This is a genomic window from Paenibacillus sp. JMULE4, from assembly GCF_013337105.1.
In the GTDB taxonomy this organism is placed as follows: domain Bacteria; phylum Bacillota; class Bacilli; order Paenibacillales; family NBRC-103111; genus Paenibacillus_G; species Paenibacillus_G naphthalenovorans.
Map to the genome: position 1 here is coordinate 43,463 of NZ_SGWF01000011.1, position 12,135 is coordinate 55,597.

The window sequence follows — 12,135 nt, forward strand, 5'->3', positions numbered from 1 at the left end:
ACCTGATGATGATGGCGGCATGTGTATTGGGAATAACGGTACTGGCCGCCGGCTGCGGACAGAAGGATTCCGGCTCTGACTCCGGTTCCGCTTCTGTCGGGGAACAGGTCAATTATCAAATTATCGGGATTGATCCCGGTGCAGGTTTGATGCAGGCCACGAGCAAAGCGTTAGAGGAGTACGGACTCACGGACTGGAAGCTGGTGGAGGGCTCCGGGGCCGCCATGACGGCTGCGCTGGATAAAGCCTATAAAGACCAAAAACCCATTATTGTGACGGGATGGACCCCGCATTGGAAGTTCGCCAAATATGACCTTAAATATCTGGAAGATCCGAAAAACGTGTATGGCGGGGATGAGCAAATTCATACGATCGTCAGAAAAGGACTGAAAGAGGAACATCCGGCCGCTTACGCTATGCTGGACCGGTTTGAATGGACACCGGACGATATGGCGAAGGTGATGGTGGAGGTGCAGGAAGGCAAGAAGCCTGAAGAAGCCGCGGCTGCATGGCTCGGCGACAATGCCGACAAGGCGGACGAATGGGTGAAGGATCTGCCCAAACAAGAAGGCAAGACCCTGAAGCTTGCTTACGTGGCCTGGGATTCCGAAATCGCCAGCACCCATGTCGTAAAGCAGGTGCTGGAAACGAGACTTGGATATAAAGTCGACCTGCTGCAGGTCGAAGCCGGACCGATGTGGGCCGGAGTGGCCGAAGGCGATGCGGACGGCATCGTAGCCGCATGGTTGCCGACTACGCACAAAGACTACTTTGATAAGTTCAAGGACAAAATTGAAGACCTTGGTCCGAACTTGAACGGTACCAAGATCGGCCTGGTTGTGCCGAAGTATATGGAAATCAATTCGATAGAAGATTTGAAAAAAACCGAATAAAACTGGTGCAGGAAAGAAGCTGGACTACTCATCATTCCGTGACGCAAGTGTCGGATAAATGAGGCCGGCTTCTTTTTTTGCTTTATCGGATAGTTTTCGTTGAGACAGTCAGGCACAGGTATCCGCCCATTTTACCGCAAGCATTCCACTTACCCAAGCCATACGGAGCGCATTCACATAATCTGGATTAAGTAGACAAGTCAGAGTATGCCAACACGTGAAGAGGGAAGGGAACGAGCATGAAGAAGACAAAGCAATCGCAAGTCCGTAAATCCGTCCCGCGTGCGGCGCAAGGCTCTAAACCCGAACGTCGCCGCTCTGACGGTACAAGTCGTCCTCACATGCATACAGCCAATGTAAAAGGATTGTTCAGTCCTTTCGGCGGTGGAGGAGCGACCAGCATTCCGGATGGCGCGGGGGGAACAGGCGCGGGTGACGCAGCCAGAGCGGTCGGATCGGGCGGAGGTTTTCTCTCTATGTACGATCGAATCGGCGGATTGGACGGTATTGTGTCCACTATGGGAAAATTCCAGAAGCTGTTTACGATCATGAAACAGATGGGGCCGATATTTAAGCTGATGGGCAGCTTTGGCGGATTTGGAACCGGGATCGGCGGTTTGGGAACGGCCAACGTCAAGGCGGTCCCTCTGCAAGGCAAACATGCTGCAAAACCCAAGAAAGCCGTTGTACGCCAAAAACAGAGATAATGGAAGAAAGGGGTGAAGATCGTGCTCACCTATGCTGCACTTGGAGATTCGATAACCGTCGGAACAGGCGCATGTCCCGGCGGCGGGTTGGTGCCGCAGTATCGGTCTATGACAGAGAAGCGGCTGGGACAATGTGTGTACAGCATCAATTTGGGAATATCCGGGGCGACGACAGGTGACTTGCTTCGGGTGGTGCACGGAAGCCCCGAAATTCGTCATATTCTGGCCCGTGCGGATATCATTACGATTACGGCGGGAGGCAACGATTTAATTCGCGCTGCTCAGCGTTACGCGATGCAAACCAATCCCGAGGTGCTTCAGCAAGCGCTGGTGCAGTGCCGGGAGAACTATGGAAAGATCGTGGATTCCATCCGGAAGCTGAAAGCGAATCGTTCAAGGCCTTATATCATCCGTGCCGTCGATTTGTACAATCCTCTTCCGCAAGTTCCCGCGGCGGCCGGATGGGTACAGCGCCTGGGCCAGCACATTGAGAGCCTGGAGTGCGCCAATTTTCAGGTGGCACGGATTTACAGCCTGTTTGCAGGAAGGGAAAAAGAACTGCTGTCTTCCGACAAGATTCATCCGAATGCGGCGGGATATCGTGTCATGGCGCAGCAAATGAGTCAGCTTGGCTACAGGCCGCTTGGTTAAATCCGGTCTGCCCCCGGCTCCGAACAGCGGGTTGACCGGATTGGCTGGTATAAAAAGCGGATGCCGGGGAGACCCCGACATCCGCTGCAAACAGGTTATAAAGGTACCTTATGCATTTGCTTTTCTTTGAAATACACCCATTCGCGAAACCCGATCTCCTTGAGCCGCACGGCTACTTCCTCCCAATCGTCACCGACCCGCCCGGGCACATGGGCATCCGAGCCGAAAGTAACGTTCACCCCGTAATGCAGCGCCCGCTCCAGAATCGGATCGATCGGGTACCAGCCGCCGCAATCCTTCGTTTTGCCGGAAGTATTGATCTCGATGGCGATGCCGATTTCGCCGATCGTTTTTAACGTCCGGTCCACCGCATCTGTTTGGATGTCTGAAAAGGCAGGGTAGAAGCCCCGCATCGCGTCGATGTGACCGAGAATTTGAAACATTCCGCTGCGCGCGGATTGCTCGATCAGATCGTAATACAGCTCTTTTTGCTCGACCTTCTGACGGTCGGTCAGTCCGTTCCAGCGTTTTTTGTTGAAAATGCTGACCCCGCCGGACAAATGGACAGAGCCGATGATATAATCGAACGGATATTGTTCATATACCTTACGGTATACGTCCGCATGCTCCGGGAAAAAGTCGGATTCCACACCGAGCAGCACCTCAATGCGTCCCCGGTATTCTTCTTTCAGCTTGAGAACTTCATCTACATAGCGTTTAAATTCGCTCTTCGCCATGGCAATACCCGGCTGTTCCCGGTCGGACTCGCTTGCGAAGTAAGGCGAATGGTCGGAAATCCCGATGACCTGAAGGCCGCGGGCAATACCTGCTTCAATGTAATCGCGGATCGTACCTACGGCATGCCCGCAGCGCTCGTGATGGGTATGCAAATCGAATTTCATATTTTTCATCACTCCGAACCGATAAATTGAATTTCTTCCATGCCTTTGAGATCCATTAAGAATTGATGCAGCGCCGAGCTCAAATAACGTCCGGATTTGTATACCACGCCGACCGGATGGCTGATTTCCAACTCGTTGACGTTAATCATTTTCAACGTGCCAAGACGAAGCTCACTTTGAATCGACAGCTTGGAGATGATTGCCGCTCCCAAATTCAGCTCCACCATCCGCTTCACTTCCTCGCTGCTGGACAGCTCCATGACCACTTGCGGAACGATATGAAGCTGCTTGAAAATTTGATCGACGAACCGGCGTCCGGCCGTTTCGGGAGACAGCATAATGAGAGGCAGCTCATGCAGCCGTTCGATGGGGATATGGCTGTATTGAGCCAGCGGGTGGTCAGGGGACACGACAAGCTCGAACGTGTCGTAATACAGTACGGAGCTTTCCAGCGCCGGGTGCTTGTCGAACAAATACGTAATGCCGATGTCGATCGTTCCGTTCTCGACGTTTTGCATAATCTGCGAAGTCGTCATGGAATGAATCGTTGTTTTGATTAGCGGAAATTGGTTTTGGAAATACGACAAAACTCTTGGCAAAATTTGAATGGCGATGGACGTCGTCGTTCCGAGGTGAATGTGTCCCTGGGGCGTTTGGTTCAAATCAGCAAGCCGCTGTTTCAAATCCTCTACCGTCTGCAGAATTTTTTCGGCATGATCCAAAAATACCTTGCCGCTGTCAGTCAACGTCACGGGCTGATTCCGGTCAATAAGTACCGTTTTGAACTCGTCCTCCAGGCTCTTGATTTGCGCCGACACGGCAGGCTGGGTTAAATTGAGAAGCTCGCCGGCTTTACGGAAGCTCATCGTTTTGGATATCGTGATAAGCGTTTCCAGTTGGTTGAGGTTCACGGTATCCCTCCTCTCCCAAGCGTGAACCTGCGCAACTCTACTGTGCGCAGAATAATTAATTTTTATCAAATGAGTAAAATACATAAATCCGGTTTCTCGACTAATACCATTATATGATACTTGCGGCATTAGGGCAAACTAAGCAGCCAACCAATATTTAAATGTTGATGACCGGTTCGGATGCGAAAGGGAGCCCCCCGTTGAAAGAACAATGGTAACCGCGCTTAAAAGATGTTTCCTTTTCTAAAGGGACTTATAAGGATTACTCCATGGCCCCTTTCGAGGCCGTGGCTTCTTCTTTGCCGCTGCGGCTTTCCAATTTGATTTTACCGAGAGTCAGCGTTAAGAGGGCACCGAGGAGCACGAAAACCAGTCCGAACCAGAAGACGGAATGCAGCGATTCGATCAATGCGTTCTTAACGATCGGAACGATTTGATCCGCCAGCGTTTTGGGAAATTGGGCCAGCGTCTCCGGATTCAAAAGCGTTGAATACAAGCCCTGCGGATTCGTATGGATCGTTTCGGCAAGTTGATCGGCTATGCCGGCAGCTTGATCCGGCAGCTGCTTCAGCTTGGGCACCAATTGCGACGAGAGCAGCTCATCCGACTTGCTGTTCATGACCACGCCGAGAATGGTCATGCCGAAGGTACCGCCGATTTGGCGGAAAAACTGGCTGGAGGACGTGACCACCCCAAGCTCCGATTTGGGAAACGTTTCCTGCAGCGTAAGCGTCAGCAGAGGCATCACCAGACCCATGCCGAGGCCGAGTACCACCATGATCCCGCTGGCGGTCAGTTTGGTCGTATCGATATTCATTGTCGTAAGCAGAAGGAAGCCTGCGGCCATGACGATCATACCGATAACCATTTGTATTTTTACACCGATTTTGTGCACCAGCTGCCCGCCGATCATGCTTGCCGCAATCATCGTGATCATAAGCGGAGTCATGACGGTGCCGGAGGCTGAAGCGCTGATCCCCACAATCCCCTGCATAAACAGAGGTACGAACATAATGGCTCCGAACATGCCCACGCTCATCAAAAACCCGATGGAATTAACCACGGTGAAAGTCCTGTTTTTAAACAGACGCACAGGCAATATGGGCTCGCTGGTTCTGGCCTCGATCAGTACGAAGGCCAGCAGCGAAACGGCAGAAACCGCGAACATCCCGATGATCTGCCAAGATCCCCAAGCGTATTCTTTGCCGCCGAACGTCAGGGCCAGCAGCAGCGTGACGATACCGATAATCATCGTAATCATGCCAGCCATATCGAATTTGACCGGTCCTTGTGCCCGCTGGCCCCTTAAACCCATCGCGATAAAAATCGTTGCCAGAATGCCGACTGGCAAATTGATAAAAAAGATCCAGTGCCAGTTCATCGAATCGACGATCCAACCGCCGACCTGCGGACCGATAACGGAGGAAAGGCCGAAAATTCCTCCGAATACTCCCTGCCATTTGGCCCGCTGCTTTCCGGTAAACATATCCCCGATAATAATCATGGCCATCGGCATCATGATCCCGCCCCGATACCCTGCAGCGCACGAAACCAAATCAGCTGTTCCATCGTCTGGGCAAGCCCGCAGAGCATGGAACTCAGAATAAAAATCAATAAACCTGCCAAGTATACCGTTCTGCGGCCCAACAGGTCAGCGAGTTTGCCGGCAATCGGGACGACGGTGGTAGATGTAAGCATATAAGCCGTCGTCAACCACGTCATTAAACTGAAACCTCCGAGGTCTCCGACAATACGCGGCATGGCCGTTCCGACGATGGTGTTGTCTAAAGCGGAGAACAGCATGGCTATGATCAAACCGGTGATCAGCAGACCGCGGCCGGCAATTTGGTTATTTTCCGATGAATTGAGTTCTAAGGTTTGCGACACCATTATTCCTCCCGTTTATCTTTATTATTGTTTAATGTGAGCGGCGATTTTCTCGAACGAATGCAGGAATAAATCCAGCTCGTCCGGCTCAAGGTAAGCTAAATACTGCTTGATCTGGGCTGTGCGCACCTCTCTTATTTTCTCTAGCGCTTCGCGTCCTTGCCCGGTAATTTCAAGAAGCACAACCCGCCGGTCCTTTGGGTCGTACTTCCGAACGACAAAACCGTTGTTCACCAGCCGGTCAATCATCACGGAAATGGCGCCGGGAGTAACCTCCATTTTTTGCGCCAGCTGTCCGACAGGGCAGCGCCCGCTGCTGGAAATGGTAAACAGTATCATCATTTGAGGTCCTGTTAACGACAGGTCGGCCGGTATGCCGAGCTCAGGTCCCAGCTTGCGAAACAGCGTGAAGAAGGCGGCCTCAAAGCGACGGACAGCAGGATCCAAGGGGATTTTCATAAGCAACCATCCTAATCTGAAAATAATATTTAATAATAAAATAGTTTAATAGTAAATAATTTAATAATCAAAAATCATAGCACCAGCCAACATAATTGTCAAATGGAAATAAAAGAACCCTCTCCTTTGGAGGGGTTCATAGAATTATCGTAAGCTTCTTTACCCGATCCGCCCGGCGAGCTCCATGAGATGGAGGCAAACGAGCTCCGGCCGGACGCCGGCTCTTGCGATTTGCTCCTCTACATTGGATTCGTTCGCCAGCCCTGTAAGCACCAGGGCCGTGCGGCACTTTGCCTCTGCTCCACCGCGGATATCGGTGTTTATATTGTCGCCGACCGCCCAAATTTCCTCTGGGGCAAGCCCGAGCCTGGCGGTGGCATAGCGCATAATGATCGGAGAGGGTTTGCCGATGATGACAGGCGCCGTCTCGCTTGCGCGTTCGATGGAGGCGGAAATGGAGCCTGCCCCCGGCGAAAGCTCGCCGTTCCACGGAAGCAGGTGATCGGGGTTCGTCAGGACATATTTCGCACCGGCTCTGATATAGCGTACGGCCTTAAACATCTTCTCGTAGCTGAAGGTCCGGTCAATTCCCTGGACTACGACCGTCACCCCGCGTTGCTCCGCTTCCTCTCCAACCAGCTCCAATCCCATCTCTTGCAGCGCCTGCTGCAGCCCGGTCTCGCCAATGCACATGACCGGACCGCTATCAAGTCCCGCATCCTTCAAATACATTGCCGCCGCTTGGGCTGAAGTCAGCACTTCGTGCGCGGACGCCTCTATGCCCGTGGCTGTGAGGTGTAAAGCCACTTGCTCCGGCGTCCGGGACGAATTGTTGGTTAAGTAAAGAAACGGGTAGCCCCGTTCCCGAAGCCAGCCGATAAACTCCGCGGCATAGGGAATAGGGCGGTCGCCGTTGTACAGCGTTCCATCCAAATCGAGTAAAAATCCAGGCATTCTGAACCTCCTGAGCATCGTGTAGCCGGTTTTTCTTAAGTTTCCAGCTTTAGTTTGACATAAAAATGAATGCTGCCGCCGGACGATTCGGCCCAGATCGTTCCGTCATGCGATTCGACGATGCTCCTGGCGATCGCAAGGCCTAAACCGGAGCCTCCAGTATCGGAGGTCCGGGCCTTGTCGACGCGGTAGAAGCGGTCGAACAGCTGCTCCAGCTCCTCACGGGTAAGGGCGTCCGCTTTGTTGCTGATTCGAATCAGCACATGATCCCGCTCCCTCGCCATTCCGACCGTAATGGTCCCCGGCTTGGGACTGTACTTGATGGCGTTGCCGAGCAGATTCTCGAACACGCGGATCATCTTGTCCACGTCGATCCGCACGGAGAGTCTTTCCTGCGGAATGCTGCGGATGAGGGTCAACTGCTGTTCCTCACTGAGGGTTACATACTCCTCCAGCAGCTGCTCCAGCACCTCATTGATGGCGACTTCCCGCTTATGCATGGGAACGTCCTGGTGGGTAAGCTTGGTATACTCGAATAAGTCCTCGATCAGTCCTTGCAGCTTCTCCGCTTTGCTGTAAGCAATGGCGACATAACCTGCAGCTTGCTCGGGCGTTTCGTAATTCTTGTCATGCAGAAGCCGCAGGTAACCGATGATCAAGGTCAGCGGTGTGCGCAAATCGTGGGATACATTCGTCACCAGCTCGTTTTTCAACCGCTCGGCCCGCCGTTCCTCTTCTATTGTATGCTGCAGATCGGCTACCATCAAGTTCATGTCTTTGGCGAGCGAGCCGAGTTCATCGCGCGTACGCTCGATCACCCGGTGATCCAGGTTGCCCGTCGCGATAATTCGCAGCCCGGTGGCCAGCTCCTCGATGTATCTCATTTTTTTTCGTGTCAAATAGTAAAAAAGAAAGATGAATACGGCGATGGCGCTCAACAGCGAAAGCGGGCTCTGTCCTTTGATGTAGCTGATCGACGGCTGCGGAATGCCGGAGACGATCAAGTAGGATTTTTGATTATCATAGGTAACCGGATAAAAGCTGGATACTTCCGAACGTCTGTGAGAGACTTCGTTGCGGGTTTCCATGGCATTGCGAATCACTTTGTGAACGTCGATATACGTTTCAGGAGCGTTCTCGCTGCGGAATATAACCTTTCCTTCCAGATCGGTAATGACGATTTTGTAATTTTCATAGGTAGTTAGATGCTGGACATCTTCCATAAACTTGCGTTTGCGCCGTTCCTCCTGCTGCTTTTTCTGCTGCTGCTTCTCGTTATCGGTGTCAGAAACAGGTTGTGCAGATTCCTGATCGGTCATTTCCACATCAGCGTTCGAGCGACTCGGCAAGCTGCTCATTTCGATCTGTTCATCATCCGACAAGGACGGCTCCAGCAGGCGAACCAGCGAGCGGGCTGCGCTATCGATTTGTCTGATGCCTTGGGAGTAGTCGATGACAGTGCCTTTGTTGATTTGTCCGAACAAGGCGGAGCTGATGCCATAGAAAAGGGTGCTTACGCCAAGACAAATCGCAAAGGTCAGTACGAGCTGAAGCCGTATGCTGCGTTCGACATGCTCTCGGCTCATCCGGAACAAATCCAGGATGAACAAAATCAGACCGCGCAGCAGCGTAAACGGAAACCAGGTGAATGGAAAGCGCTCCAGGATCGGCTTGCGGGACCGCTTCATTTTATCTGCGTTACTCAACTTTATATCCCACTCCCCACACGGTTTTTATGAATTTGGGCTTTCTCGGGTTGGCCTCGATCTTTTCGCGGATTTTGCGGATATGGACCATGACGGTGTTGTCCGAATCGAGATAGGCTTCCTTCCAAACGGATTCATAGATTTTTTCGATGCTCCATACGGTGCCCCGATGACGGGCAAGCAGCTCAAGTATGGCGAATTCACGCGGCGTCAGCCGAACCTCTCTTCCGTCCACCTTCACTTCATGGGTCAACGTATTGATCGTCAGCTCGTCCACCTCAATTTCATGGTCTTTGTTGGGCAGCGCCACGTTCAGCCGCGTATACCGGCGAAGCTGGGATTTGATTCGGGCGATCAGCTCCAGCGGGTTAAAGGGCTTCGATACATAATCGTCGGCCCCTGTGCTGAGGCCGAGAATTTTGTCCATATCCTGACTCTTGGCGGAGAGCATGATGATAGGCATGTTTTTTTGCTCGCGTATTTTGAGGCAGGCCTCGATTCCGTCCATCTTCGGCATCATAATGTCAAGCACGACAAGGTCGACCTCTTCCTTCTGCAGGATGCTCAAAGCCTCTAATCCGTTCGCAGCCCGGAGAAGACGGAAGCCTTCATTTTTCAAGTAAATTTCCAGCAGATCTATAATTTCTTTTTCATCATCGACCAGAAGAATCGTATGTTGAGCCATGGTTAAGCGGCCTCCTTTATATCCAAAGTTTTGTCAGGCGTGATTCCGAGATCATCATAACATGTTTCATTCTACCCGATAAATCTTAACGGTCCTTTGGTTAAAATCTTAAATCATTCTTAATCCAAAGCGGAGTTAAAGCAGGATGTACCGCTTGTTCCAACGGTTGACAGACCTGATTTCATCTTGGTACCATCCTTTTAGAGTTGATGATGAAATTGAAAGTGAAAGTGGACGGAACTCAGGGAGGACGACATTAGATATGAAGAAAACCATTCCATTGCAAAAACGGGGCATTCCCGCCAGCCGTCTGGTGCTGGGATGTATGGGATTTGGCGGAGGCTGGAACCGCAATCCGGTTACCGCGGACGATTTGAAGCAGGCACACGCTGCGGTGGAAACGGCTCTTGCCGCCGGCATCACCATGTTCGATCATGCCGATATTTACGCCTATGGTAAAGCGGAGCAGGTATTCGGCCAGGTGCTTCGGGAACGTCCCGGGCTTCGGGAGCAGATGGTGCTGCAATCCAAATGCGGCATCCGGTTCGACGAAGGCACCGGCCGCCCGGCAAGATACGATTTCTCTGCGGAGCACATCCTCTCCAGCGTGGACGGGATCTTAAGCAGGCTTGGCGTCGAGTCGCTCGACATTCTGCTGCTGCACCGGCCGGACCCTTTAATGGAACCGGAAGAAGTGGCCGACGCTTTCAGCAAGCTGAAGCAGGCCGGGAAGGTGAAAGGCTTTGGCGTATCGAACATGAGCCCGGCGCAAATCCGGTTTCTCCAGTCGCATCTGGATGCGCCGCTGCTTGTGAACCAATTGGAATTGAACCTGGGCAAGCTGGATTGGCTTGAAGCCGGTGTGCTGGTGAACCAGCAGGAGGGCGCCGAAGTATCGTTTCCTGAAGGGACGATCGAGTTTTGCTGGATGGAGCAAATTCAAATTCAAGCCTGGAGTCCGTTGGCCAAGGGGGTATTCACCGGCCGGGAGCCGGAGAATCAACCGGAATCGGTTCGTCTGACCGCCGCCCTTGTCCGGGAAATGGCTGAACGGAAAGGGACTGCTCCGGAAGCCATCGTATTGGCATGGCTGATGCGCCATCCGGCAGGCATCCAGCCTGTACTGGGTACGATCCGGCCCGAGCGCATTCAGGCCAGCGCCGAAGCCTTACAGGTAAGCCTGTCCCGGGAAGAATGGTATTCTCTGTATGTGAGCTCCAGAGGACGAAAAATGCCGTAATCGGCTTGAAGAGTAAAGACCTCGCGCTTGCAACGCCGTCAGGCGGAGCGGTACGGGGTCTTTATGGTCTGTACCGCTTCGTATAAACCCGGCGTTATTCATACAGATTAATCCTATTGGAAACCCGCAAAACATGGTTTTCCGGTTTAGGGCTGTTTTTGATATGATGAAGTGTAAGCAATACACATAGAGAGAAGTGGATTTCATGAAGCTTAGCGTGTTGGATCTTGTTCCCGTCTTTCCGGGTGCCGACTCTGTACAAGCTTTGGAACAGGCGGCGCTGCTTGCTCGTACGGCGGAAAGGCTGGGCTACTGCCGTTATTGGGCAGCCGAGCATCATGATATGGAGGGGCTCGCGTGCACTGCGCCGGAGGTGCTGTTAGCCCATATCGGCGCCCGCACACAGCGGATCCGGTTAGGCTCGGGAGCGCTGCTGCTTCCTCATTACAAGCCGATCAAAGTGGCGGAACTTTTTCATATGCTGGCTGTCCTGTATCCCGGACGAATGGATTTGGGCATCGGGCGGGCTCCCGGCGGCTCAGCGCACGTCAGTATCGCATTGAGCGGCAATTTTTTGGAAAATGTCAGCGTTCTTCCGGAAACAATTCAGGCTTTGTCGGAATTGCTGGCCGGCCATTATCAGCTTGAAGGCCATTCTGTTAAGGCACGGCCAACTCCGCCCCTCCCGCCGGAAGTCTGGATGCTCGGCACGAACCGCAAAAGCGCCTCGTATGCGGCCGAATTCGGTACAGGCTATGTTTTCGGACAGTTCATGAGCGACCAGGATGGAGTGGAGGTGCTGTCGGCTTACAGACGGGAGTTCAAGCCTTCGCATCTTTCCCAGAAACCCCGGATCATCGTGGCCGTGGGCGTCATTTGCGCCGACACGGAAGAGGAGGCCCAAAGCCTAGCGGTCAAGGCGAATGCATGGTTTAGACCGGAAGGCCCTGCAGAAGAGGAGAGTGCACACTTCGAACGAAAGCTGCTCGCGGGAACTCCCGGGCAAGTGAAAGCGAAGCTGGAACAATTCAGCAGTATGTACGACGCGGATGAGTTTCTCATCGTCACCATGGTACCCGATTATCGCAAGCGGCTGCGTTCCTACGAGCTGCTTGCCGATGTGGTATTCACACCATAAAA

Annotated in this window: 11 protein-coding genes and 1 pseudogene; 5 read left to right on the top strand and 7 right to left on the bottom strand. The window is 52.7% G+C overall.

Annotated elements, in window-relative coordinates; genetic code table 11:
• Positions 1–8 precede the first annotated feature (8 nt).
• The 3 genes from EXW96_RS05485 (at position 9) to EXW96_RS05495 (ending at position 2,251) form a co-directional block, all read left to right on the top strand.
• Positions 9–893: a glycine betaine ABC transporter substrate-binding protein gene (locus EXW96_RS05485; protein ID WP_373864980.1), complete on the top strand. Its 885-nt coding sequence runs from the start codon at positions 9–11 to the stop codon at positions 891–893.
• 239 nt (positions 894–1,132) lie between these two features.
• Positions 1,133–1,600 (top strand): hypothetical protein, encoded by a 468-nt coding sequence (locus EXW96_RS05490; RefSeq protein ID WP_174350104.1) that lies wholly within the window; start codon positions 1,133–1,135, stop codon positions 1,598–1,600.
• A 12-nt stretch (positions 1,601–1,612) separates the two neighbouring features.
• Positions 1,613–2,251 (top strand): GDSL-type esterase/lipase family protein, encoded by a 639-nt coding sequence (locus EXW96_RS05495; RefSeq protein ID WP_054819597.1) that lies wholly within the window; start codon positions 1,613–1,615, stop codon positions 2,249–2,251.
• 95 nt (positions 2,252–2,346) lie between these two features.
• On the opposite strand, the gene EXW96_RS05500 is transcribed toward EXW96_RS05495, so the two are convergent.
• From EXW96_RS05500 to EXW96_RS05530, 7 genes and pseudogenes are all read right to left on the bottom strand, one after another.
• On the bottom strand, positions 2,347–3,153 hold the full coding sequence (locus EXW96_RS05500) for a histidinol-phosphatase (protein ID WP_062411004.1): 807 nt from the start codon (positions 3,151–3,153) through the stop codon (positions 2,347–2,349).
• A gap of 8 nt (positions 3,154–3,161) precedes the next feature.
• Positions 3,162–4,064 carry a LysR family transcriptional regulator gene (locus EXW96_RS05505; protein ID WP_062409387.1) on the bottom strand — a complete coding sequence of 301 codons (903 nt, stop codon included), beginning with the start codon at positions 4,062–4,064 and terminating at the stop codon, positions 3,162–3,164.
• Between the two features lie 262 nt (positions 4,065–4,326).
• Positions 4,327–5,954, bottom strand: a pseudogene (locus EXW96_RS05510) (MDR family MFS transporter).
• Between the two features lie 21 nt (positions 5,955–5,975).
• A complete protein-coding gene (locus tag EXW96_RS05515) occupies positions 5,976–6,410 on the bottom strand; it encodes a MarR family winged helix-turn-helix transcriptional regulator (protein ID WP_062409385.1) in 435 nt (144 codons plus the stop codon).
• A 159-nt stretch (positions 6,411–6,569) separates the two neighbouring features.
• Positions 6,570–7,364 carry an HAD-IIA family hydrolase gene (locus tag EXW96_RS05520; RefSeq protein WP_174350105.1) on the bottom strand — a complete coding sequence of 265 codons (795 nt, stop codon included), beginning with the start codon at positions 7,362–7,364 and terminating at the stop codon, positions 6,570–6,572.
• 35 nt (positions 7,365–7,399) lie between these two features.
• Positions 7,400–9,052: a sensor histidine kinase gene (locus tag EXW96_RS05525; RefSeq protein ID WP_375256444.1), complete on the bottom strand. Its 1,653-nt coding sequence runs from the start codon at positions 9,050–9,052 to the stop codon at positions 7,400–7,402.
• A 10-nt stretch (positions 9,053–9,062) separates the two neighbouring features.
• Positions 9,063–9,755, bottom strand: coding sequence for a response regulator transcription factor (locus EXW96_RS05530; protein ID WP_174350107.1), 693 nt, complete (start codon positions 9,753–9,755; stop codon positions 9,063–9,065).
• A 262-nt stretch (positions 9,756–10,017) separates the two neighbouring features.
• Here EXW96_RS05530 and EXW96_RS05535 point away from each other — a divergent pair, with 262 nt between their 5' ends.
• A complete protein-coding gene (locus EXW96_RS05535) occupies positions 10,018–10,995 on the top strand; it encodes an aldo/keto reductase (protein WP_174350108.1) in 978 nt (325 codons plus the stop codon).
• A 205-nt stretch (positions 10,996–11,200) separates the two neighbouring features.
• On the top strand, positions 11,201–12,133 hold the full coding sequence (locus tag EXW96_RS05540; RefSeq protein ID WP_174350109.1) for an LLM class flavin-dependent oxidoreductase: 933 nt from the start codon (positions 11,201–11,203) through the stop codon (positions 12,131–12,133).
• Positions 12,134–12,135 lie beyond the last annotated feature (2 nt).

Excerpts from the sequence above, each read along its gene's own strand:
- EXW96_RS05485 (WP_373864980.1), top strand. The coding sequence starts at position 9 with ATGATGGCGGCATGTGTATTGGGAATAACGGTACTGGCCGCCGGCTGC.
- EXW96_RS05490 (WP_174350104.1), top strand. The coding sequence starts at position 1,133 with ATGAAGAAGACAAAGCAATCGCAAGTCCGTAAATCCGTCCCGCGTGCG.
- EXW96_RS05500 (WP_062411004.1), bottom strand. The coding sequence starts at position 3,153 with ATGAAATTCGATTTGCATACCCATCACGAGCGCTGCGGGCATGCCGTA.
- EXW96_RS05515 (WP_062409385.1), bottom strand. The coding sequence starts at position 6,410 with ATGAAAATCCCCTTGGATCCTGCTGTCCGTCGCTTTGAGGCCGCCTTC.
- EXW96_RS05520 (WP_174350105.1), bottom strand. The coding sequence starts at position 7,364 with ATGCCTGGATTTTTACTCGATTTGGATGGAACGCTGTACAACGGCGAC.
- EXW96_RS05525 (WP_375256444.1), bottom strand. The coding sequence starts at position 9,052 with ATGAAGCGGTCCCGCAAGCCGATCCTGGAGCGCTTTCCATTCACCTGG.
- EXW96_RS05530 (WP_174350107.1), bottom strand. The coding sequence starts at position 9,755 with ATGGCTCAACATACGATTCTTCTGGTCGATGATGAAAAAGAAATTATA.
- EXW96_RS05535 (WP_174350108.1), top strand. The coding sequence starts at position 10,018 with ATGAAGAAAACCATTCCATTGCAAAAACGGGGCATTCCCGCCAGCCGT.
- EXW96_RS05540 (WP_174350109.1), top strand. The coding sequence starts at position 11,201 with ATGAAGCTTAGCGTGTTGGATCTTGTTCCCGTCTTTCCGGGTGCCGAC.